At 67.4% G+C, this 22,228-nt stretch carries 18 protein-coding genes; 7 read left to right on the top strand and 11 right to left on the bottom strand.

Translation table 11 applies throughout. The annotated features are described in order from the left end of the window. Window positions 1–23 precede the first annotated feature (23 nt). Both KCTC_RS05210 and gabT read right to left on the bottom strand, forming a co-directional pair. Window positions 24–1,301 carry a Glu/Leu/Phe/Val family dehydrogenase gene (locus KCTC_RS05210; protein ID WP_125567397.1) on the bottom strand — a complete coding sequence of 426 codons (1,278 nt, stop codon included), beginning with the start codon at window positions 1,299–1,301 and terminating at the stop codon, window positions 24–26. Then, entirely contained in the window at window positions 1,298–2,656 is a 1,359-nt protein-coding gene (gene gabT / locus KCTC_RS05205; protein ID WP_125567395.1) for a 4-aminobutyrate--2-oxoglutarate transaminase, read from the bottom strand. Before gabT ends, KCTC_RS05210 begins: the two co-directional genes overlap by 4 nt. A gap of 102 nt (window positions 2,657–2,758) precedes the next feature. Here gabT and KCTC_RS05200 point away from each other — a divergent pair, with 102 nt between their 5' ends. Then, entirely contained in the window at window positions 2,759–4,246 is a 1,488-nt protein-coding gene (locus KCTC_RS05200; RefSeq protein WP_125567393.1) for a helix-turn-helix domain-containing protein, read from the top strand. 108 nt (window positions 4,247–4,354) lie between these two features. Here KCTC_RS05200 and KCTC_RS05195 read toward each other — a convergent pair whose 3' ends face one another. From KCTC_RS05195 to KCTC_RS05180, 4 genes are all read right to left on the bottom strand, one after another. Further along, window positions 4,355–5,422 carry a glycoside hydrolase family 88 protein gene (locus KCTC_RS05195; RefSeq protein ID WP_125567391.1) on the bottom strand — a complete coding sequence of 356 codons (1,068 nt, stop codon included), beginning with the start codon at window positions 5,420–5,422 and terminating at the stop codon, window positions 4,355–4,357. Between the two features lie 3 nt (window positions 5,423–5,425). Further along, window positions 5,426–8,011, bottom strand: coding sequence for a PA14 domain-containing protein (locus KCTC_RS05190; RefSeq protein WP_125567389.1), 2,586 nt, complete (start codon window positions 8,009–8,011; stop codon window positions 5,426–5,428). A 74-nt stretch (window positions 8,012–8,085) separates the two neighbouring features. Beyond that, window positions 8,086–10,497, bottom strand: coding sequence for a putative Ig domain-containing protein (locus tag KCTC_RS05185; protein WP_197715254.1), 2,412 nt, complete (start codon window positions 10,495–10,497; stop codon window positions 8,086–8,088). A 226-nt stretch (window positions 10,498–10,723) separates the two neighbouring features. Further along, the gene (locus KCTC_RS05180) at window positions 10,724–12,904 is read right to left on the bottom strand and encodes a carboxypeptidase-like regulatory domain-containing protein (protein WP_164512481.1); all 2,181 of its coding nucleotides are present in this window, start codon (window positions 12,902–12,904) and stop codon (window positions 10,724–10,726) included. Window positions 12,905–13,675: 771 nt separating this feature from the next. On the opposite strand from KCTC_RS05180, the gene KCTC_RS05175 reads away from it, so the two are divergent. From KCTC_RS05175 to KCTC_RS05155, 5 genes are all read left to right on the top strand, one after another. Further along, a complete protein-coding gene (locus KCTC_RS05175; RefSeq protein WP_125567382.1) occupies window positions 13,676–13,972 on the top strand; it encodes a hypothetical protein in 297 nt (98 codons plus the stop codon). A 67-nt stretch (window positions 13,973–14,039) separates the two neighbouring features. Beyond that, the gene (locus KCTC_RS05170; RefSeq protein ID WP_125567380.1) at window positions 14,040–14,624 is read left to right on the top strand and encodes a hypothetical protein; all 585 of its coding nucleotides are present in this window, start codon (window positions 14,040–14,042) and stop codon (window positions 14,622–14,624) included. A gap of 68 nt (window positions 14,625–14,692) precedes the next feature. Continuing rightward, window positions 14,693–15,148: a hypothetical protein gene (locus KCTC_RS05165; RefSeq protein WP_125567378.1), complete on the top strand. Its 456-nt coding sequence runs from the start codon at window positions 14,693–14,695 to the stop codon at window positions 15,146–15,148. 707 nt (window positions 15,149–15,855) lie between these two features. Next, window positions 15,856–16,674 carry a 5-dehydro-4-deoxy-D-glucuronate isomerase gene (kduI, locus tag KCTC_RS05160; RefSeq protein WP_125567375.1) on the top strand — a complete coding sequence of 273 codons (819 nt, stop codon included), beginning with the start codon at window positions 15,856–15,858 and terminating at the stop codon, window positions 16,672–16,674. After that, window positions 16,671–17,453, top strand: a complete 783-nt coding sequence (locus KCTC_RS05155; RefSeq protein ID WP_197715253.1) for an SDR family oxidoreductase — start codon at window positions 16,671–16,673, stop codon at window positions 17,451–17,453. Before kduI ends, KCTC_RS05155 begins: the two co-directional genes overlap by 4 nt. 13 nt (window positions 17,454–17,466) lie before the next feature. On the opposite strand, the gene KCTC_RS05150 is transcribed toward KCTC_RS05155, so the two are convergent. The 3 genes from KCTC_RS05150 to KCTC_RS05140 are packed head-to-tail and all read right to left on the bottom strand — an operon-like array spanning window position 17,467 to window position 20,262. After that, window positions 17,467–18,417, bottom strand: coding sequence for a matrixin family metalloprotease (locus KCTC_RS05150; protein WP_125567373.1), 951 nt, complete (start codon window positions 18,415–18,417; stop codon window positions 17,467–17,469). Between the two features lie 56 nt (window positions 18,418–18,473). Continuing rightward, the gene (locus KCTC_RS05145) at window positions 18,474–19,070 is read right to left on the bottom strand and encodes a VOC family protein (RefSeq protein ID WP_125567371.1); all 597 of its coding nucleotides are present in this window, start codon (window positions 19,068–19,070) and stop codon (window positions 18,474–18,476) included. A 52-nt stretch (window positions 19,071–19,122) separates the two neighbouring features. Next, complete coding sequence (locus KCTC_RS05140; RefSeq protein ID WP_197715252.1) at window positions 19,123–20,262, bottom strand: MFS transporter; 1,140 nt, start codon at window positions 20,260–20,262, stop codon at window positions 19,123–19,125. Between the two features lie 127 nt (window positions 20,263–20,389). Here KCTC_RS05140 and infA point away from each other — a divergent pair, with 127 nt between their 5' ends. Further along, on the top strand, window positions 20,390–20,602 hold the full coding sequence (gene infA, locus KCTC_RS05135; protein ID WP_125567369.1) for a translation initiation factor IF-1: 213 nt from the start codon (window positions 20,390–20,392) through the stop codon (window positions 20,600–20,602). A 3-nt stretch (window positions 20,603–20,605) separates the two neighbouring features. Here the strand turns inward: infA and KCTC_RS05130 are convergent, their stop codons facing one another. Continuing rightward, window positions 20,606–20,983 carry a hotdog fold thioesterase gene (locus KCTC_RS05130; protein ID WP_125567367.1) on the bottom strand — a complete coding sequence of 126 codons (378 nt, stop codon included), beginning with the start codon at window positions 20,981–20,983 and terminating at the stop codon, window positions 20,606–20,608. A 73-nt stretch (window positions 20,984–21,056) separates the two neighbouring features. Continuing rightward, a complete protein-coding gene (locus tag KCTC_RS05125; RefSeq protein WP_231998848.1) occupies window positions 21,057–22,160 on the bottom strand; it encodes an oxygenase MpaB family protein in 1,104 nt (367 codons plus the stop codon). Window positions 22,161–22,228: the final 68 nt, after the last annotated feature.

Genomic DNA, 22,228 nt, shown 5'->3' with positions numbered 1-22,228 from the left:
GACTGTCGGGGTGAGGCGTCGGTTTACGGGTAGAGGCCGCGCAGGCGGTGTGCTTCGGCGACGCGCTCGACGGCGAGTGCGGTGGCTGCCGTGCGCAACGGTACGTCGAGCTTCGCGGCGTGCTTGGCAACGGCGTCCCAAGCAACGTCCATGCGTTCGGCAAGGCGAGCCTCGACCTCGTCCAGACTCCACCAGAACGCCTGGCTGGACTGGACCCACTCGAAGTAGGACACGACCACGCCGCCGGCGTTCGCGAGGATGTCGGGAGCGACCAGGATGCCGTTGCTCGAGAAGATCTCGTCGGCCTCCGGGGTCGTCGGACCGTTGGCGCCCTCGACGATCACCTTGGCCTTGACCCGCGGCGCGTTGTCGGCGCGGAGTACGCCCTCCACCGCCGCCGGGACGAGCAGGTCGACCTCGAGCTCGAGCAGTGCATCGCCGTCGATCACGTCGCTGCCGACGAAGCCGACGACCGAACCGTTGCGGTCGACGTGCTCCTCCAGGGCAACGATGTCGAGACCCTTCTCATCGGCGACGGCGCCGTACTGGTCGCTCACCGCGACCACCCGCATGCCGGACTCGGCGAGGAAGCGGGCCGCGTACCGACCCACCTTGCCGAAGCCCTGGACGGCGGCGGTGGCGCCCTGGACCGGGATGCCGCGGCTGGCCAGCGCCGCCAGGGCGACGTGCTGGACGCCGCGCGAGGTGGCGGTGGCGCGGCCGAGTGAGCCGCCGAGGCTGATCGGCTTGCCGGTGGTCACGCCGAGGACGGTGTGACCCTGCTGGACGGAGTACGTGTCCATCATCCAGGCCATCGTGCGCTCATCGGTGCCGATGTCGGGCGCCGGGATGTCGCGGTCAGGACCGATGATCGGGCTGATCTCGGAGGTGTAGCGACGGGTGATCCGCTCGAGCTCGGCCTGTGAGTGGGCACGCGGGTCGAGCCGGATGCCGCCCTTGGCGCCGCCATACGGGACGTCGAGAAGGGCGCACTTCCAGGTCATCCACATCGCCAGCGCGCGGACCTCGTCGAGGGTCACGTTGGGTGCGTACCGCAGACCACCCTTGGCCGGGCCGCGGGAGAAGTTGTGCTGGACACGGTGGCCGATGAGCACCTCGTGGGAGCCGTCGTCGCGGCGCAGCGGGATGCTGACCGTGACCTCACGACGCGGCACCGCCAGCAGTTGGTAGACGCTCTCGTCGTAGCCGAGCAGCTTGACCGCCTCGGCGAGCTGCGAGCGGGCATCGTCCAGCGGGTTCGGGTCGGGCGCGATGCTGGTGGCTGTGAGCGCGGCGGTCATCGGGTCTCCTCAAAGACGTCGTCGAGGATGTCGCAGGCCTGGGCCAGGAGTGCGTCGGAGATGGCGAGCGGGGGCAGGAAGCGGAGCACGTTGCCGTACGTCCCGCAGGTCAGCACGATCACGCCGCGGGCGTGGGCGGCGGCGGCGACCCTCTTGGTGAGGTCTGGATCCGGCTCGTTGGTGCCGGCCTTGACCAGCTCGACCGCGATCATCGCGCCGCGACCGCGGATGTCGCCGATCCGGTCGTCGCGGGCTGCGAGGGTCTTGAGGCGGTCGACCATCAGGTCGCCGATCGCAGCGGCGCGCTCGACGAGACCGTCCGACTCGATGGTCTCGATGACCGCCAGCGCTGCCGCGCAGGCGAGCGGGTTGCCGCCGTACGTACCGCCGAGGCCGCCGCCGTGCGCAGCGTCCATGATCTCGGCGCGCCCGGTGACGGCGCTGAGCGGGAGACCGCCCGCGATGCCCTTCGCCGAGACGATCAGGTCGGGGACGACGCCCTCGTGGTCGCAGGCGAACATCGCACCGGTGCGGGCGAAGCCGGTCTGCACCTCGTCGGCGACGAAGACGACGTTGTTGACGCGGCACCAGTCGACCAGTCCGGCGAGGAAGCCGTCGGCCGGGACGATGAAACCGCCCTCACCCTGGATCGGCTCGATCACGACGGCGGCGAGGTTCTCCGCGCCGACCTGCTTCTCGATGACGTCGATCGCGCGGGCTGCAGCGGCAGCGCCGTCGATACCGCTGTCGCGGTACGGGTAGGAGAGCGGCGCACGGTAGACGTCGGAGGCGAACGGGCCGAAGCCGCTCTTGTACGGCATGTTCTTCGCGGTCATCGCCATGGTGAGGTTCGTACGCCCGTGGTAGGCGTGGTCGAAGACGACGACGGCTGACTTCTTCGTGTAGCTGCGGGCGATCTTGACCGCGTTCTCGACGGCCTCGGCGCCGGAGTTGAAGAGGGCCGAACGCTTCTGGTGGTCACCGGGGGTGAGGCGATTGAGCGCCTCCGCGACTGCCACGTAGCTCTCGTACGGGGTCACCATGAAGCAGGTGTGAGTGAACGCCGCCGCCTGCTCCTGGACCGCGGTGACGACACGCGGGGCGCTGTTGCCGACCGTGGTCACCGCGATGCCGGAGCCGAGGTCGATCAGCGAGTTGCCGTCGACGTCGACGAGGACGCCTCCGCCGGCCGCGGCGATGTAGACCGGGAGGGTCGTACCGACACCCTGGGCGACTGCGGCGCTCTTGCGCGCCTGCAGTTCACGCGACCGAGGGCCGGGTACCTCGGTGACCAGTCGCAGCTCTTGGGGAAGCGCGGGGCCGCCCGTGGTGGTCTCCGTGAGGAAGGTCGTCATCGTTGCTCCTGGATTGGGGGCCTGTGCTGATCACGGTAGGCCTGCGGTGCCGGTCGTCAACATGTCATTTGTGTCGAATATCGGTTCTACAAGTGTGCAAAAATGACACTCGTGGTGAAGCTCGCCGTACTCCTGGATGACCGCACCCTCGGGCTGCGCCCGCTCGTCGACGTACGCCGGTCCGAGGAGATCGCATGGAGCGCGACCAGCGAGTTGACGGATCCGTCTCCGTTCCTCGGTCAGGGCGAGGTACTGCTCACCACCGGGCTGGAGACCGTCGGCTGGCTCGACGAGTGGGATTCGTACGTCGCGCGGATCGCGGCCGTGGGCGTACTGGCGATCGGCCTCGCCGTCGACCTGACGTACGCCACGGCGCCGCCGGCTCTGATCGAAGCCTGCGCGGCGTACGACGTCGGCCTCTTCGAGGTGCCTCGGGAGACCACGTTCGTGGCGGTCACCCGACAGGTCGCTCGCCTGCTCCAGGCCGAGGACGAGTCGTCCACTCGGGCGGCTCTGGGCCAGCAGCGCGAACTGACCCAGGCCGCGCTGCGGGAGGACGAGCCCGAACTGCTGATCGAAGCGGTTGCGCGGGTCGGTCAGGCGGCGGCGCTGGTCGATCCGGAGGGGGCGGTTCTGGTCGGTCCCGCGGGCGTACGCACCGACCTGTTGGCGGCCGACGCGATCGCTGAGGCACTCAACCGGATCCGTGACCGGGGCCTGCGTGCGGCTGCTGGGATGTCGGTCAGTGGCGGCGAGATCCTGCTGCATCCGCTCGGTGTCCGCGGCCGACCCGAGCGCTACCTGGTGACCGCCTTCGAGCAACGCGTCACCGAGGACCAGCGCAGCAGCATCGTCACCGCTGTCGCCCTGTTGAGTACCTCCGAGGAGCGTCGTCGCTCGCGGCGGGAGGCGGAGCGGCAGGTACGCGCTCGTGCGGTCGAACTCCTCATCGCCGGCGACACACGTACGGCCTCGGTCCTGCTGGCGGCTGCCGGGGGTGGGCGGCTGCGGGTCCCGTCGCGCGTCGCGGTGCTTCGGACGAGGGGAGCGGCCTCCCGGATCGAGGCGGCTCTGGCGCAGGTGGAATCGACGGCGCTCGCCGGAGTCGTTGCCGCCGAGGCGGGGGAGATGGTCATCGTCGCGCGGCAGTCACGCGTCGACGCTCTCGTTGAGGACCTGGCCGCTCGTGGCCTGCGGGTCGGCGTTGGCGACCTCGTCCCGGTCGCAGACGCTGCGCGAAGCGACCGTGCCGCCGGCCTGGCCCTGGACCTGACGACGGTGGATCGCGCGGTGGTCCGATGGGTCGAGGGCGTACGCCGCGGGGTGCTGGAGGTGTTGGACTCAGATCGGTTGAGCGCCTTCGCCGACACCTGGCTGGCGCCGCTCGACCCGGAGCCGGAGTTGCTGGCGACGCTGCGGTCGTTCCTCGCGCATCATGGGTCGCAGCTGCAGGTCGCCGAGGACCTGGGCATCCATCGCAACACCGTGCGGAAGCGGCTGGACCGGATCGAATCGCTGCTCGACTCGTCGCTCGCCGACCCTCAGACGCGAGCCGATGGCTGGATTGCTCTGCAGGCGCGCGCCCAATAGCGCCGAACCGTGAGGTTTTTCGTGCCGAACCGTGAGGTTTTCAGGTCGAAACCGTGACTTTCGGCTCGGATTGCCTCCGGCATTCCTCACGGTTGGGGCCTGAGAACCTCACGGTTCGGCGGGATGCCGGCCGGCGGCGGCGAGCGCCGTCAGCAGCAGCCCCTGACCCCAGAGCTGCGGCCGGTCGTCGCGTATCACCGAGTACCCGAACGGTACGAGTTGCAGGACGGTTCCCGCGCTGACCCGGGTGAGGAGTCCGTCCTGCTCATAGGCGAGTACGCCCCGCAGCGCGGCCCAGCCTGCGTCGGTGAAGGTTGGTTCGTCGAGGAGCCGTCCGGCCCGCAGGAGCGCCGCCCCGATCCCCGCCGTCGCGGACGTCTCGAGGATGCCGCGGGTCTCGACGTTGCCGTCGACGAGGACGTCCCAGACCCCGTGCCACGGTTGGACCTCGACCAACGCGGCCAACTGTCGCCGCAGCGCGAACTCGGGGATCGGCAGCCGCGTGATCCCCATCTCGTCGAGTGCCTCGAGGGTCTCCACAAGGGCCAGAGCTGCCCAGGCATTGGCCCGTCCCCAGTAGCACGGGATCACGTCTCCGCGGTGCGCGCCGTGGACGAACAATCCGTTCTCGGCCTGGAGGATCTCGGTCTGCGCAAGGACCTCGCGTACGCCTGCGCGCACCAGGGCGGCGTCGCCGGTGCGTACGCCGAAGCGCAGCATGAAACGGCCGACCATGTACATGGTGTCGGCCCAGACCCCGCCCGGCCAGTGCTCGATCGCACCGTTGGCCGCCCGCGGCTGGTCAGGGTTGCGCGTCCAGGCGAGCAGAGCTTCGAGGACGGGGGTGTGGGTCGGATCGCCGAGGTCCGCCGCGGCCGCGCCGGGGGCGACCTCGTTGACGTGGTCGAGGGTGGCGAGTGGGTCGGATGCGATCTGGGTTTCGAACCACTCGATCACTTCGCGCGGTATATCGCCGCGATATACCAAGCCCGCCTGGACGAGTCCGGTGAGGCAGACCCCCTCGCCCCAGAACCATCGCGGCAACCCCAGCCGCCAGGTCGCGGCAGCGACCCGATCGGCCGTTGCAGCGAGCGACTCGCGCGTCAGCGCCTCGTCGCCAACCGGAGGCAGCGGGGGATCAGCGAGCCGGGCGTTGTCGGTGTCTTCGGAAGCCACGGATCAGACCGTATTCCCCTCGTCGGCCAGCGCAGGAAGGACCAGCTCGCGCCCGCCCCAGCGGACGACCACCGGATCGGTGCCGTCGACGACGGTGCACGCGGGGTTCGTAAGGTGCGGCGGCCGGGCGACGTCCGCAGCGCTTCCGTCGACGAGGAACGGGCCGTTCCAGTCGAGTTCGAGTGAGGCGGGCCCGTCGACAAGGGCACCGCCATCCCGGCGCCACGTCAGCGTCGGCAGCGAGTCGGCGAAGTCCTCCAGCGACCCGATCGAGTCATCCCCGTGCACCGCGACCAGCGACCGACCGGTCCGCGGCACCCAGCGCTGCCAGGCTTCGTCGCCGGTTCGGTCCGGCTCGAACCCGCCTTCGGCGGCGACCGCCACCAGGCCGACCCCGCGACGTCCGATCAGCCATTCGCCGTACTCGGCCCATTCCTCGAACCGGTCGGCAGGGAACCACAGATGCACCGCGGGCAGGGTCGGCGCGGAGGCTTCGGCATACAGCGCAATCACCGTCCGATCGTGCTGGCGGACCCGGGGGAGCACAAGGTTCCCGACCCAGCCGCTGGGGCGGGTGTGGGAGCCGTGGTTGTACGCCGCCGGTGCAACCGCCCAGACCTGGAGCTGCCCCGGCAGGGTGATGCCCCAGACGTGTTCCTGCAGGCCGGGCAGGCCGTAGCGGTAATCCTGGACCGAGGCGACCATGCCGCCGCGGCCCCGGCGGATGACCATGTCGGAGGCGTAGTCGCGGACCAACAGGTCGCGTTCGAACGCGTACGCGCCCTCGTAGTGCTGGGTGCCGGTCCAGTCGGCGTCGGCATCGGTGGCGATGGCGCGTACGACCTCGGGGACGGCGTAGCTCGGCGACGTCGCCAACGCGGTGGCCGGCAGGACAGCCTCGTTGAGAGCGCCCATGCCCCAGGCCCACCACATGATCGGGGCGGTTTCCTCCAGGCACGCGGCGCGGAGTGTCGGGGTGTACGACCGGCCGTGCGCGGCTCCGTGGACACCTCGCCAGGAGTTGGTCGCCAGCGTCAGCAGCACCTTGTCGAGGAGCGTACGAGCGGCCGTCCGGAGACTCTGGTCGGAGGCGTGATCGACGAGGGCGACGAGGGCGAGCGCGTCGATGGCGAGGTACGCATTGGAGTCGAACTCACTGAAGCCGGACGTGAGTTTGCGACGGATCCAGGCGAGCGCCATCGCGCTGCCATGGGCCGCGTGCTCGGCCCCGGTCCAGCCGGCATTGGTGAACTTCTCATCCGCGAACACCTCGCCGACCAGCGTCTCGGCGGTGTGCCAGACCATTTGATGGTTCTCGGTGAAGTAGCACATGGCGTCGAGGCCGGGCTGGTCGATCCAGTACTTGAAGCCGAGCAGTGCGTCGCGTACGCGGTCGCGCAGGCCCAGCTCCCAGCGCTCAGCCGGGACCCGGTGCCACAGCAGCATCAGACCGACGGTCTCGAAGTCGGCGCAGTCGCAACGATCGGCGATGAACTGCAGCGCCGTGGCCAGGTCGTCCTCGGTGACTGCGATCCCATCCGCGCTGAGGGCGGCGCGGGCCAGTGCGCGCGCGGAGCCGGTCGACGCCGCCACATGCGTGAGCAGTTCGAGGCGCCAGTCCTCGGGGCCGCCGACCGGCTCGTCGCGGATTTCGAACGGGAGGTTCGCCACCAGGAAGTCGCGATGAGCCGCGGCGCGGTCGTCGTCGACCTCGACCCGGACGGTCATCTCCCCAGTACCCAGCATCGAGGCCTGTGACGAGTCACCCTTCGCCTCGTCGACGGTCACCGTCGCACGGCCCTGCGCGCCGAGCTGGACCACTCCGGCGGAGGCACCGTTGACGCTGACCTGCAGCCTGGCGCCGACCGGTCCGGAGAGTTCGAACGACTGGCCGTCCGACTCCCAGGTCCGTACGCCGACGCCTTCGAGCAATGCCTCTGCCTGAGCCGAGAGGACCGGATCGGCCCCCGGAGTCGGCAGCAGTACGCGGACCGGTAGCCCGACGATCTGGAGCGAGACGGTCTGACGTACTTCGCGCAGAGCAACGTTCAACGACCAGACGGCGACCTCCGTCGCCCCGGACGGAAGCAGCACCTCGACGTCGCGTACCCAGGGGTGCATGTAGCCGAACTCGGCATGGTCGAGGACGAGTACGCCGCCGACCCACACACGGAGCGGCCCGGTCGAGCGGAACCGCAGCACCCGGGTCTCGGGCTGGTCCACCTCGAGCACGGTCGTCGCGGTGAACGTGCGATACGTCGGGGTGTAGCAGAAGATGCTGCGCTCGATCACGCCGTTGGGTGGGGTGTGGTGGCGGTCGAGATCGTCGCCCGTGGTCGGAACCGACTCCGGGAGCGCGGGCCGGACGGCCGCGTACAGCGCGTCCTTCACCGGAGCGACATCCGGTCCCTGGGTCAGCCGCCAGCGACCGAGCTTCCCGTCCCGGTCCCACGGCGACCCATCCGCATCGACCACGAGGCCGAGGTCCTCACACGGCCGCCCGGTGACCGGCGAGATCAGCCAGTCACACACGAATCCGTCCGGCGAGAGCCGGTGGACGGTCACGTTGCGGGACAACTCAAGACGCACGGTGACGACTAGAGCGCAAGCGGATGTCGCGATCGAGTCTGGCGCTTGAAGGGGCGGCAAACACTTAGGCCGGGCTATCGAACTGTGATCGTGAAGTAGCTGACCTGGTAGTTGCCGTGCTGGTCGGTCGCCTTGATCTGGAAGGTGTACGTACCTGCTCGGGAAGGGGTGCCTCCGATGAGTACGTATTGCTTCCCGTACCAGCCGTTGATCGGGCTGAGCCACATCCCCGGGGGGAGAGTGCCCTTGTAGAGGGTGAAGCGGTCGCCTCCGCCGGAGCCGCTGGGGGCGGACCATCCGCGCCCAACCTTGATCACCTGGGTGGCCCAGGCTTGGCCGACGTGTGCGACGCCGCCGACCGCCGGGTCTGACAGGTTGTGGGCGGCACAGTTGCCAGCCTGCGCGCTGGTGGTCCCGAGGCATCGGAAGTAGAGGTCACCCGGGGTCAGGGTCAGATTGACGGTTCCGCGGGCAGTACCGCCGTAGGCGTCGGTTGCCTGGTAGCTGAAGGTCCAGCCGGTGGAGATGTCGACGTTGTTCATCGGCACGTTCGCATGGATCAGTCCGTTGGCGTCCATGGTCACGCCGCGTGGCGTGTGGGAGTTCGGGATGAAGGTGTACGTGTACGCGCCGGTGCCCCCGCTGGCCTGGATCTGGTACGTGAAGGGCTTGTCAGACTGGAACGGTGGGACGTTCACGTTCGGAGCGATCAGCGCCGGGTCCGGGACCACGATGGTGAACGACACCGTGGTGTCGGCCGCATGTCCGGGACCGTCGCTGACGGTCACGGTGACGGGATAGCTACCTGGTGTGACCGTCGTCTGACCGGTGACGTCGTGCTCGGTCGTGCCTGGACGGACCCCGGCCGCAGAGGTTGCTGCGCCGATCCGGTTGAGCGCGAGTCCTGCCGGGAGGCCCGTCGGGCTCATCGTGATGACGGATCCATCAACGGAGTTGGCGGCCGCGGTGATCCGCGGGGTCGTGGTCAGGGCTCCTGACGCATTCGACGTGAAGGTGGCACCGGTGGCGTTGCCGCCGGTGGTCAGCGTTGGCGCCGGCGCGATCGTCCAACTGAAGGAGGCCGTGCCGCTGACGCTGGTGTTGTCTGTTGCCGTGACCGTGACCGCGGATGTCCCGGCGGCGGTCGGCGTTCCCGAGATCAGGCCCGTCGAAGTGCTGATCGACAGGCCAGCTGGCAGACCAGTAGCCATGTAGGTCACGGTCGCAGTGGAGGAGGAGTCGGCTGCGTTGATCTGAAGGCTCGTCGCGGTGCCGACGGTGCCGGACTGGCTGCCCGGGTTGGTGACCGTGACCGTGTTGGCCACGACGGTGACATGGCTCATGTCGCACCGGTTGGTGTCGTTGGACCACGTCGGCTGCATCGCGACCGCACCGCTGGAGAAGTTGACGAACGCACTGGTTGCGTCCCACGCACAGTGGTCACCGTTCTCCCCACCGTCGCTGGCGGTGGGGGTCAACCAGCCGTAGCCCGTGTATTCATCGGTCAGGGTCTCGGCGTACTCGTGACCCAAAGTGATCGTGTAGCCGTCGTTGATGTCCGAGGCACTATTGCCCAGGAAGTACTCGCCGCAGTTCCCGCTCGGGTTATTGAGGTCCAGGTTGTACGGCTGGTTGGTGAACGGGACCCAGTTGTTGTTGGCGTCGAAGGCGTCCGAGTGCCACGCACAACCCGCGTTCACGTTGAGGTAGTTGTCCGGGTTGGCGCCCTTGGGCGACATCACCATGTACATGGCGTTGCGATTCGAGGCTGCGGTGGTGTTGCCGAAGTGCGTCGCAGCGGCGACGGCCTCGGCAGCGAGTTGGTCACCGGTAGCCGTGGTCGGCGTCGGCCCGGAGTTGTCGTACCAGATCCCGGCCAACACGCCTCCGCCGGTCGGGTACGCCACATGAGGAGCCGCGGCCGGACACACCGACGCGTTGACCGCAACGGTGGGGCCGTCGCAGTACTGGGTCATCACGCCCGACCACGACTCGTTGTTGGTGCCCAGACCCTTGAACAGTTGCTGCGCTGCCACAGCTGCGTTGGCAGCGTCGTTGCTGAACGCCTGGTAGCCCTGCGCGTTGGTGGTCTCGTTGCCCCATTGGTTGCCGTAGAAGACCAGATACACCTTGGGCTTGGCGGTGTAGACGTCCTGGTTGTGCTGCCCGTTGATCGTCTGGCCGCCCTGGAAGTACAGGGTGTTCGGCCCGGTCGCAGCTGCTTGGGCAGCCTGACCGCTCGGGCTCGTCGCGTACGCCAGGGGCGCCGCAGCGTGGTGGTTGCCCGGCAAGGTCCCACCCTTGTGCTGGGGAACGATCCCGCCAATATGGCCCAGACGCACGTGGGTCAAAGGGTGCGCGATTGACGGGGTCGGTGGCTGGCTGGTGGCCGCCTGTGCTGCCGACGGCATCACGGTGAGGGCAAGCGTCGCAGCGATGGCAGCGACGGCAGCGAACGTACGACCGCTCACGGCGACAAAACTCACGGTGGACCTCTCACGCAGACCGAACAGGAGACGACGAACCAGGGACATGGTGACGGATTGAGGGACTACTCAGGACCTCTGGTGCCGTCATTCATGCACCGTAACGACCTCGCCGACCGTTGTCGTCACTCCCTCGGCTCCTACGGATCTGCACTTCCGAACTATGTCCTCACAAGGACAGATTGCGGCACGTGAGGGCGGCTGCGTGGGAAGGGCCGGATTGACGCTATCCCGCGGCGATCGGGTGCGTGGGGCTCGTGGCGTAGGTCAGTGGCCGGTAGCCGGTCCGTGTGACTCGAACGTGGGCAGAGATCCGCTGACCGCGGTCCAGCTTCGTGAGCCGGTAGGTCGAACCATGGAATGTCGTCGCCCGCGTGCCACGGAACCAGGTGATGCTGATCCGCACTGCGTACGGCCGGTAGGTTCCGACCCTCGCTGTGAGTGTGCGCCCGACTCGGGGGACGCCGACTGTCGTCGCCTTCGCGGTGGTGGCCAACTGGCATCCGGTCTCGTCAACGTCTTCGCGCACACTCCCGCCACTCGTGACGGTGATCGTCCTTGTGGCCGCCACTGGAACGGTCGACGGAGTCGGGGTCGCGCCCGGTGCGAGCCCGAACACCTGGGGGGCGTCGCAGAAGTACGTCAGCGTGTACGTTCCAGGGACCAGGTCGTTGACGGTATAGGTGCCGTTCTCGTGGGTCGTGACGGTCGGAACGAGGTCGTTGAGCCAATCCTGGGGCGCGGTCTTGACCACAGAGATCGGATGCGCGGCCAGCGACATACCGGTCCAGGTCAGTGTGCCGCTGATGCTTCCGGCTCGATCAAGTACACCTGCGATGTCCCCAGTTGAACCGCCGGTGGGTACGTCGACCGTCTGCGCCGTGGCGATCGAGTGAGTCCCGCCGAGATAGGTCGTGGCGAGGCCTTGCCCGGGTCCGGCCAGGAACACGAACGTGTAGGTGCCGCCCAGGAGTCCGGTGATCTGCCAGGTCCCAGTGCTGCTCCCGCCCGCTGAGCCGACCGTGTCCCAGTGCCCGTTGCTGTTGCGACGCATCGCCCATACGGCGAAGTTGGTCAGCGGATGACCGTCCGGGTCCGTGGCAGTGCCCGAGGCCCGCGCCGGAGGGTAGAGCGTTGCGTCGATGTTGCCGGTCGTCTGGCCAAGGGTGACGGTCACGTAACTACTGGCAGACGGATCGGCGGGCTGGTAGTTCGCTTCGAGATAGCCGGGAGCGGTGAAGTAGGCGCCGTAGGTCCCGACGGGGATGGTGAGCGAGTAGGTCCCATCGCTGAGTGTTGTCGTGCTGTGCTGCCCGACATTGACGGTCGCCCCCGCGATCGGAGCGCCCTGCCAGTCGACGACACGCCCCGTGACCGTGCCGAGCTGTGGCGGTGGCGGAGGCTCAACCGTCGCATTGAGGGTTGTCGTGGACCCAGCCGTGACCGGCACCGGCGTCGCGTGCGCCAGGTCGGTCGCGTTCTCCCAGTACTCGGTCGCGAACCCCGGGCCCGAGAAGGAGACGAAGAGGGAGGCCGCCGGCAAGCCGAGCACTTGGTAGGACCCGTTGCTCCCAATCGCGCTACGACCCCTCTGCCAGAGGACGCCCTGGCTGTCACGTTGGTAGACCTCGACGTAGCCACTGGTTGCGGGCCCGTTGCCGGCGATCGTGACGGTTCCGGTCAGGGTTGCTCCGCGTACGAGCACGAAGTCGGTGTTGGCGATGGTCGCACCGGCGGGCACGGTGATGGGTCGTGCGCTGCTGGTGTCCGCAGCGGCTTGCCAGCACTGCCAGAGATAGGGGCTCGGTGGCGATGTGCGTGCGCAGACGATGTAGGTCCCCGCGTCGAGGCCGCCGACATCGTATGTTCCGTTCGCGTCACTCCAGGCGCTTCGGGCGGGATAACTCAGATCCGTCGACTTGTACGCAACCACGTAGACCTGGCCGACTCCAGCGCTGGTGTCGGCTCCGGTGACTTCGCCTGTGATGTGTGCTGCGGCCGGGACAGCGATGTTGATGCCGGTGGTCGCCTGGTCCTCATGAACCGCGATGTCCGTCGCCGTCGACAGCGACGTCCCGCCGCCGTACCACCGGCTGACGTGATCCTGGGAGGCTTCGACACTCACCCGGTACGTCCCGTAGGGGAGGTTGGAGTCGGTGTACGTGCCGTCTGCCGCAGTCACGATTGGTGCGCCACCGAGCGAACCCCACAGCCCACTGTTGTTGTTGATGAGGACGTCGACGGTCACGCCGGCCACTCCGAGGCCGGTACTGGCATCGACGACTCGCCCGCTGATCGAGGCCGTGGTGCCGGCATCTGCCGGCGACACCGAACCGCCGAGGACGGCAGCGACGACGGCAGCGATGAGCGCCTTGTAGACCCATGGCCGGTCCCGATGTGATGACATCCCCATGCCCCTCCGTCTTCAACCTTTGGATCCTACGATCCTCCCGCGGCCAGCCGGGTCGAGGCATCGTCCTTTTGGTCGATTTGAACGTGCAGGTGAGACGTCTCTGCCGCTACTGATCGCGGCAGAGCAGGACATTCCCGTGCCACGATCAGAGTCATGTGGACCGTGCTCTTCCTACTGGCGGAGACCGCCGCGGTTAGTGGCTTGGCATGGCATCTCTGGCACGAGAACCAGCCGGGCCGTTCCCTATATGAGCGGCATGTGAATCCGGCTGCGGCCGCGAAGTCAGCCCGTCGAGTATTGATCGTGCTGCCGATTCTCTGGGCCTTGGTCGTCGTCTGCACTTTGACGTATGGGCTGACGTAGTCGCGGGAAGAGAGTGCCTCTCCGTAACTCTCCTTGGTGGAGGCCGATCGGCCCGACTGGCGCCGCTAGTAGGAGGTGCTCCGGAAGAGGCGGAGCGGGTGCGTATGGTTTTCGGTGTGGGGGCAGGCACCGCCATATTTGCGGCGGCAACGGTAGCGGCGTTGAATCCTTCGCCAGAGTCTCATGGAAGTCGCCGCTTAACTTCAGCGATCATGAGAACGACGCTAGGCGAGCCACATTGCGGGCGTGTGCCGTTCGTGCGACGAGGTCGAAACGGCACGATCCGGCCACTCCTACGGTCGAGTCCGACTTTGGGTGTAGTCCCTTGAAGTCTCACCCTGATCTCGACCGATTCGCGGCAGATCCGGTTGTGTGAAGGAAGGTCGTGACAACATCGATGCCATGGACGGCGTCAAGGCTCAGGTTGTTCGCTGGATCTCAGACGAACCGCAACCCGGATGGGTGGAAGTTCACTTGATCGACGCTCACGGGGTAACCCACTCGCTCTTCGACAAACCACCGATATTCGAGTCAGTGGCGACGATCACGAGCGATGCTCACTACCCAATCGCCGCGGTCTTGGATTGCGACATCGCACCGGGGCCCACGGACGACGCGGTCACCGTTGCTCTCCGTCACGGGGTCGAGACCTCGGACGGCAAGCACACCTTCGAGGTTCGCCGCGATCTAGTCGTCTGAGAGCACGCCGCGTCCGAGTCGCGGCAGATGCGTTCGTTCAGCGCCCAGGCTGTGCAATCCTCCCGGCATGAGTTTGCGCCGCGGTCTGATCATCGTGTTGGGCGCGGCTGCCTTTGGATTCCTAGGCGGGCTGGTCCACGGAAACAACGGGGGCGTTCGGGGAACGATCGGCAACATCTCAACCCCGTGGCTTCTCGTGGCGCTCTTGCCTGCTTGGTGGACTCGCTCGGTGTGGCGTGGCGCCGCCGTCGGGACCTGCGCAACGGTCCTAGCACTCGTAACGTTCTATGTGGGATTGACGATCACGATGCTTGGTCATTTGGGCAATGAGAACGGTCAGCCATTCATGCATCTCGTCTGGTTCGTCACGAAGGCGAACAAGGTCTGGTTCGAAGCCGGGCTCGTTTCCGGGCCGCTCTTCGGCGCATTCGGCGGACTACTTGGAAAGACGCGGCGTCGGGGAATCCTTGTCGCAGTAGTAGCTCTGCTTCTGGTCCTAGAACCAGTCCTTTTCCTCTACGGATCTGCAGTCCTAGGGTCTGTCGGCCAGGGACCGCCCGACGAGACACGGCCGTACATCGGCGAGGCGCTCATCGGCGTCGTCGTCGCAGCGAGAGCGCTCGCAGGTGGGTATCGGCGCCGACCGGCCTAGTTCCGGGCGGCAAAACGTATTCGCGGCAGAACGGGACACCTGTACATCCATTCGCTACGGTCGATGCTGTGGGCGAGCGGGTGGTTCCGAGTGGCATCAACATCGAATGGGACCCCAACGTGCCCGACGCCGTAATGGTCAGTAACGATTTTGGTGTGACGGCGCTCGCGGTTGCCGCGCACCCGAGCGATTCCGATGAACGAAACGTGGTCCTTCTCTGGCGTGGCGTCGCCTACTCAACGTTCGGGGCGCCCAACGACGAAGCGCTCGCCGGGCACCCGCTGTGGGATGCCGGCCTAAGAACCGTCCTGTGGCTCGGGTTGGTTCAGGACAGCTCTCGAATTCACACCCTCGCAGCACAGAACGCTGTCCATTCGAGGCACGATCCAGGGCGATACGACCTTCTGGAGCATTACATCGCGCCACTCAAGGAGTGCCTGATCGAGGTCGTTGCCCGATCCGTCGAAGTCAGTCGCCACGGCGGGTCGACACTCGACGCTGCAACGACGGCGCTCTCACGATAGAGGGTTCGCTGCGGCAGATCCGGGTACTTGGGATCCGGTCCATACGACACAGTTTGTAGCGCGCGCCGCGTCTACCCGCGCCCGAGCGAGGGGGCGCATACGGCCACGTTAGTTGCGGCAAGTCAGTGTGTTTCAGGCGAGATGAGTGAACGACTCTTCGCCGGGGCGCCAACACATCCATTCGGCGTCTTCGAATCGCAACATTGCGATCTCTGGCCCGACCAGATCGGTCGCATCTGGGTTCACCACTATGGCTCCTGACTCGACCTGGATACGAAGACCCTTCCCGTCCTGCTCCTCGGTTACCTTCACCTCGCCACCGATCAACTGCCGTAGAGCATCCGCGTAGGTTGGCGAACCGTTACCCACAGATATCGAGGGCGAGATCTCGACGGTGGGAAGGACTCGCAGGTAAGCGCTGCCTGGGGCCCGCCGGCGTCTCCGTCGAACCGGACGATGACGTAGTCGAGGATGAACTCAACTGAGAGCAGGCGCATCCCGACCAGACGACGGAGCAGTCGGTTCGGTTCGTACGGCATGGCCACACGATGCCATCTGCGGCTCAAAGTACCGTCCTGATCTCGGCAGATCAGTACGCATCCGCGCTATTCCGCGCACCGACCGCCCGGCGACCTTCGCCCAACAGTTCACCTTCCCTCCACCTCCAGATCACCTGAGGCGCGTACGCCCCGGGCAGGGTGCACGCCATGACAGACGTACGCATCGCCACCCACCCGGACGAGTTCGCGACCCTGACGCCGGAGCAGATGCGGGAGCGCTTCCTCGTCCAGGACCTGTTTGCCGCGGGTGAGGTGCGCTGGATGCTCAGCCAGAGTGACCGGATCCTGCTCGGAGGTGCCGTCCCCAACGGCGCGAACCTCGCGATCACCGCCCCCGACGAGGTCCGGGCGATCAACCTCTGCGACCGTCGCGAGCTCGGCGTCGTCTGCCTCTCCGGCACCGGCACGGTCACCGTCGACGGCCAGACCTTCGAGGTCGAAGCCGAGGACATCGTGTACGTCGGCGCGGGCACGGTCTCGATCAGCGTCAGCGGCGACGCGACCTTCTACCTGGTCAGCGCACCCGCGCACCTGTCCCACCCGACCACTCTGATCAAGCGCGCCGATGCCCAGACGTTGATCATTGGGGATGCCGACAAGGCCAGCCTCCGGACGCTGCGCAAGTACGTCCACGACCAGGGCGTCGCGTCCTGCGAGCTCGCCCTCGGCATCACGACCATCGAGCCGGGCAACGTCTGGAACACGATGCCGTGCCACACCCACGACCGGCGCACCGAGTGCTACCTCTACTTCGACGTCCCCGACGGCGAGCGGGTCGTCCACATCGCCGGTCAGCCCGGCCAGACCCGGTCGATGATCGTCGCCGACCGTGAGGCGATCATCAGCCCGCCGTGGTCGGTGCACTTCGGCGCCGGCACCGCGCCGTACAAGTTCGTGTGGTCGACCGCGGGGGAGAACCTCGCCTACAACGACATGGACCCGGTCGTCACCACGGAGTTGAGATGACGTCGGCTGCGATGACGTGGGTCGAACACACCTTCGGCCTGGCAGGGAAGACCGCGCTCGTCACCGGCGCCCGCACCGGCATCGGCCGAGCGTGCGCGCTCGCGCTGGCCGAGGCCGGCGCCGACCTCGTGCTGTGGGGCCGGTCGGCCGGTGACTGCGACGAGGTCGCCGATGAGGTACGCGACCTCGGTCGGACGGCGACCTGCGTCGTCGCCGCGCTCGACGACCGCGAGGCCGTCCTCGCCACCGCAGCCGAGTTGCTGGCCTCCGTACGCATCGATGTCCTGGTCAACAACGCGGGCACCATCAAGCGCGCGCCCGCTGCGGAGATGTCGCTGGAGGACTGGGACCTGGTGCGCGCGGTCAACCTCGACGCCACGTTCCTGCTGACCCAGCGCTTCGGGGCCGCGATGGTCGCGCGAGGTTCGGGATCGGTCATCACGGTCGCCTCGCTGCTGAGTTTCCAGGGCGGAGTCACGGTGCCCGGGTATGCGGCCACCAAGCACGCGGTCGCCGGTCTCACGAAGGCGTTCGCGAACGAATGGGCGGCGCACGGAGTTAACGTCAACGCGGTCGCGCCCGGCTACGTCGTCACCAACAACACCGACGCGCTCCGTGCCGACACCGCACGCAGCACCGCGATCTCGGCCCGGATCCCCGCCGGACGCTGGGCGCAGCCCGAGGACATCGCACCGGCTGTGGTCTTCCTCGCCGGCCGCGGGGCCGCGTACGTCCACGGCGAGGTGCTCACCGTCGACGGCGGCTGGATGGCGCGCTGACCCGTCGGAAGCGTCAGGTGCAGGAGCCCTGCCCCAGCAGGGCCAGCCCTTCTCGGTCACCGGGGCCGAAGTCGAGTTGGCCGTCGTTCTTGGCGTACATCAGTTCGTGGGAGTCCTTCACGTGGGCGAGCCCGACCAGATGTCCGAGCTCGTGGAGCACCACCGCGGTCACCTCCGCGCGACCGTTGCGCTGCCTGAGGATCTGGCCGAGGCTGTCGGCGCGCAGTGCGACGGAGCCGGTCACGTAGTGCGGTGAGAATCCGTCCTCGGTGACGTACTCGCTGCCACCGAGACCGACGACGTCAGCGCCGCGACCGGTGAAAACGCTTGCCTCCGACCAGCCGATCTGTGCCGGGGGATAGGTGGCCGTGATCGCTGCCGGTCCGGTCGGTCGGGAGAAGTTCACGGGGGTGTGGCTGACCCCTGCGTACTCGAACTTGAGGCCCGTCAGCCGGCTGACTTCGGCGACGGCGGTCGGGATGATGCCGTCGGTGCCCGCTGGCGCCAGGTCCGAGTTGACCGTGTAGCGGATCGCTTGGCAGGGCCGATACGTGACCGGGACCCGAGGGCCCGGACCCGACGACATGTTCTCGAAGACGTACGCACCGTGGGTGGTGACCGCGACTGCCGGCAGGATCCGCTGCGGACCGGAGGTCATCGACTTCCAGCTCTTGGTGATCTGGTGCCGTGCCCCGGGGATGGCCGCGATCAGACCGGTGATGACAAGGAGGACGATCAGTGCGATCACCCACGGCCGGCGGCTCCGCGGTCGGAGCGGAACGACCACCGGGCTGCCCGCCTTCGCGTACGTGCTGGCGACCTTCGCGGTGTTGCCGTGGACCCAACGGTCGGTGACGGATCGGACCTCGGGCCGCAGTCCGCGTCGAGGCGCCTTCCCGGCATCAACCCGGTCCAGGTCCTCCAGGGCGCGCATCATCCGGCGATATTCGTTTCGCTTGCCCACGCCGCCCCCGTCTGAACGCGTCCTCCGACTGGGCGATCCTATCCGGGCGGCCCGGATCACTCCCAGATGAATCCGTCCGGGTCGGCGAAGGCTCCGCCCGTGCTCGCGACGACCAGACGGTGAGAGCCCGATCCCTCCGCGGGTACGCCGGCGTCCTTCGCGGCAGCCTTGCGGGGATAGAGGGCGAGCTTGATCGCCCCGTCCCCAGCGAACTCGGCGTACTTGCCGCCGTAGCTCTTGCCGAGCGTCAGGCCCTGGGCGACGTAGAAGTCCTTGGTGGCGGACATGTCGGAGACGCCGAGCAGGAGCACGACCTCCTCGAAGGTCCTGGACACCGGCGCCGTGTCCTTCTTGGCCGATGAGGCGACCTTCACGATGGTGCCGTCGGGAGCCTGGACGACGCCGCCGAAACCCCAGAACGACTTCTTCGCGGGCTTGAGCACGGTTGCGCCGGCGGAGACCGCGGCGTCCAAGAGCGCGGTGGCGTTGCCCGGCTGGGAGGTGATCAGCGAGACGGTGAATCCGCGGAACCCGCTGGTCGCGGCTGAGGACGTACGGACCTCGATGGCGTCGACGCCGAGGACCTCGGTGTAGAAGGAACGAGCCGCCTCAGCGTGGTCGGCTTCGATGATCAGGTTCGAGATGGTGGTCATGGCGACAACGCTAGGGACGTCCGTACGTCCTTGCTTCTCGATTCCTGACCGATCAGGTGCGGCGCAGTCCCGGCGCCGGGCGGAAGGGGCGCAGCGGTTCCGAGTGCCACCGTCGCGACCCGGTCCACATCGACGGCGGAGCGTCGAGGTTGCGGCAGAGCGCGAGGGCGGCGACGTCGTAGTTGATCCGCCAGCCCCGGAAGTGTGGCCAGGCGTCCTCGGTGCTGATCTCGACCGGATAGCCGACGTCCCGCAGTTGCTGGGCTGCCTCGGCGAAGTCCTCGTAGGTGACCGAGATCGCGACGTCCGGAGGGACGGGTTGGCCGGCCAGGATCCGCTCCGGGACGGTGAGTTTGAGGACCTGTGCGATCTGGTTGAGGGTCTCGAATCCCATCCGCAGGACCAGGCGCGCCTCGATCTTCGGCTCGGTCGTGGGGGCAAGCGCCAGGTGCAGGGCGGCAGCGTCCATCACGGCGACCAGTGAGGTCAGCCAGTGGGCGTTCACCCGAGGGGAGCGGAGTCGGAGCAGCGCCGGGTACGTGGTGTGCGACTCCGCCACCTCGGCCGTCCAGCGCTCCCACCGGATGAACAGGTCCGACAGGACCGGGGCGATCTCGCCACCGTCGGTGCCCCAGTGCGTACGCACCAGGATCTCGGCGCCCCAGGCCGGGAGGCCGGAACGCGCCACCAGCAGACTGACCTCGGTCTCGCGACGGTTGAACTCGCTGTAGATCGTGGGCAGGTAGCCGACCTGGAGACCGACCACGACCATGCCGGTGAAGCCGGCGATGTAGGTGATCAGGTGACCGCCCGCGCTCTGCGGCACCGAGAACCCGAGAGTGAATACGGAGGAACCGGCGTCGTTGACGGCCTGGCCCCAGTTGCCGTTCGCCATCGGCAGCATCAGCAGGACGTACCCGAAGACCAGCATCGTCATCCAGACCGTGAGGCGGGCGACGAGTGCGATCGGTGCCTGCCAACCGAGCACCTGATCGCGGACGTCGTACGCCCGCACTGGCTTGAGAATGAGCAGGAAGAGCTTGTCCAGGACCTTGTCGACGACGCCGGTCACAATCGAGTCGACCCGGCGGGGGACCACCAGGGCGCCGATGATGCTGGCCGAGGTGCCGATGACGACGGCCGCGCCGCAGGCGAACCCGACCCAGTCCATCCAGGTGGTCGAGGCGCTCATGGGCGTATTCAATCGGAAAATCAGTTGGCTGGCGCGTACGCACTCGCTAGCGTGCGTCACGCACATTGCAGCGACCTGAGGAGGTGGAACCCCGTGTACGGAATCAACGTCAACGAGAGGCACCTCCATGAACGCATTCACAGCTGAAGGCACAGTCACCGACTGCCTGCGCAGCGCCACCTTCCGGGTCGAATTGACCAACGGCCACACGGTGCTGGCGCACCTGAGCGGACGGGTCCGCAAGAACTACATCAAGGTCATGTTGGGTGACCGGGTCCAGGTCGAGTTGAGCCCGTACGACCTGACGAAGGGACGGATCACCTACCGCTTCAGGACGTAGCGGTCAGGTGCGGGCGCGGCGATTGGCCCGACCGGTGGCCCGCGCGATGACGTCCTCGCCGCGGGTCACCCGGATCTCGAAGATGTCCTCCTTCGGCATCCGTTCGACCACGCGAGCCGTGGCCAGCAACGCATCTCCCGGACGGGCCGGCGACAGGTAGTCGATGAGCACCGAGGAGACCACGCCCGAGTGGGTGTCGTTGTTGGCCGCGGCCGCCAGGGCCAGGCCCGCGATCGAGTAGATGAAGGACCCGTGGGCGGTGCCGTGCGGGTTGAGGTGGTCCTCGGTGACGGTGATCGCGGCGGTCGCGTTGCCGCCACCGAGCTGGGTCACCGTGGCACCGAGCAGGGCTGCGTACGCGTCCTGGCGTGGTTCAGACATGGCGTGATCCTCTCAGGGTCTGGGACGTGCGAAGACCCCGGCCGTTGACCGGGGCCTTCGTGGAGATGCGAACTCAGCCGAGGGCTGCCGCGTTGTGCACGTCCATCGAACCGATGTGCTGCTGCGACTCGATCAGGCCGTCGTCGGACGGCTTCAGGCCCTTGTTGAACACCCGGTCACGCTGCTTGGCGCGGACGTCCTTGTGTGCGTTGAACGGCGCGTCGAAGCCGAAGGCCATCTGTGCCTCGCGGACCTCCCAGACCTTGTCCGAGAGCGGCGGGATGCCGAGGATCGCCGGAGCGGCGACGTCGACTGCTGCGGGAGCGATCCACCTCATCGCGAACAGGCGCATCTGCAGGTTCTGGGCGAGCAGCGTGTGGAATGCCTTGATCGGCGGGATGACCAGCGCATCGACGACGGCGCTCTGGTGGATGCCGGCCATGTCGCGCATGTACTTCGGGTAGGTCGCGATGACGCCCTTGCGGAGCAGGCCGGTCATCGGCTTGAAGACCTTCTTCATCCAGGCAGGCGTGTCCGCGGGCAACGCCACGTCGATCGGCAGGATGAAGTTGATCATGTCCTGCGCTGCCTCGGAGGCGGCCAGGCGCGGACGCCAGTCCTCGAAATAGGCGTGCACGGCCTCGCGGCTCGTCGGCACCTTGTCGGGGTCGATCGTCTGCAGCTTCGCGACCTCGCGGCACTCGGCCCAGAACTGGTTCTCCTCGTCGGTCGGCAGTTGGCCGGGGCCGAACATCTCGTAGCACTTGAGGATCGAGTGCCACGCCGTCATGTGGATCCACAGTTGGGAGTCACCCGAGTTGGCGTCGTACTCGCCGCCGGTGACGGGGTCGTGGCCGATCGCCTTCGAGTGCACCTTGACCAGGACGTCGGCGGCCTTCGCGGTCTGCTCCGCGCCACCGAAGATCTGCAGGCCGAAGTAGCGCAGGGTGCGGCCGTACCGGGTCGCCGGGCGGTACTTCACGCCACCGGACTGAACGACGGCGGCGGCGAGGTTCGGGTCGAAGTGCTCGATCGTGACCGAGCGGACGAAGCCCAGCACGTACGAGGTGGGGTAGCCCCACACCTTCCACGAAACCGAGTCCGGGCCGAGGAAGCCGTAGTCGGCCATCGGCTCGAATTCCTTCATCAGGTCTTCACGGGTCTTGATACCGATCAACGTCGGCTCCTCTCGGAAGGACGACCGCAGCGCAATGCTACGGATCCGTAGGTTCAGTGGATCGACTG

The organism is Nocardioides baekrokdamisoli (genome assembly GCF_003945325.1).
Taxonomy (GTDB): Bacteria; Actinomycetota; Actinomycetes; order Propionibacteriales; family Nocardioidaceae; genus Nocardioides; species Nocardioides baekrokdamisoli.
Note: the sequence above shows the minus strand (reverse complement) of the source record. Positions and strands in the feature narration are given on the sequence as shown.

Bases quoted from the DNA above. Each gene is read 5' to 3' on its own strand.
- gabT (WP_125567395.1), bottom strand. From the start codon at position 2,656: ATGACGACCTTCCTCACGGAGACCACCACGGGCGGCCCCGCGCTTCCC.
- KCTC_RS05130 (WP_125567367.1), bottom strand. From the start codon at position 20,983: ATGTCTGAACCACGCCAGGACGCGTACGCAGCCCTGCTCGGTGCCACG.
- KCTC_RS05200 (WP_125567393.1), top strand. From the start codon at position 2,759: ATGACACTCGTGGTGAAGCTCGCCGTACTCCTGGATGACCGCACCCTC.
- KCTC_RS05170 (WP_125567380.1), top strand. From the start codon at position 14,040: ATGAGTTTGCGCCGCGGTCTGATCATCGTGTTGGGCGCGGCTGCCTTT.
- KCTC_RS05145 (WP_125567371.1), bottom strand. From the start codon at position 19,070: ATGACCACCATCTCGAACCTGATCATCGAAGCCGACCACGCTGAGGCG.
- KCTC_RS05175 (WP_125567382.1), top strand. From the start codon at position 13,676: ATGGACGGCGTCAAGGCTCAGGTTGTTCGCTGGATCTCAGACGAACCG.
- infA (WP_125567369.1), top strand. From the start codon at position 20,390: ATGAACGCATTCACAGCTGAAGGCACAGTCACCGACTGCCTGCGCAGC.
- KCTC_RS05180 (WP_164512481.1), bottom strand. From the start codon at position 12,904: ATGTCATCACATCGGGACCGGCCATGGGTCTACAAGGCGCTCATCGCT.
- kduI (WP_125567375.1), top strand. From the start codon at position 15,856: ATGACAGACGTACGCATCGCCACCCACCCGGACGAGTTCGCGACCCTG.
- KCTC_RS05155 (WP_197715253.1), top strand. From the start codon at position 16,671: ATGACGTCGGCTGCGATGACGTGGGTCGAACACACCTTCGGCCTGGCA.
- KCTC_RS05210 (WP_125567397.1), bottom strand. From the start codon at position 1,301: ATGACCGCCGCGCTCACAGCCACCAGCATCGCGCCCGACCCGAACCCG.
- KCTC_RS05140 (WP_197715252.1), bottom strand. From the start codon at position 20,262: ATGAGCGCCTCGACCACCTGGATGGACTGGGTCGGGTTCGCCTGCGGC.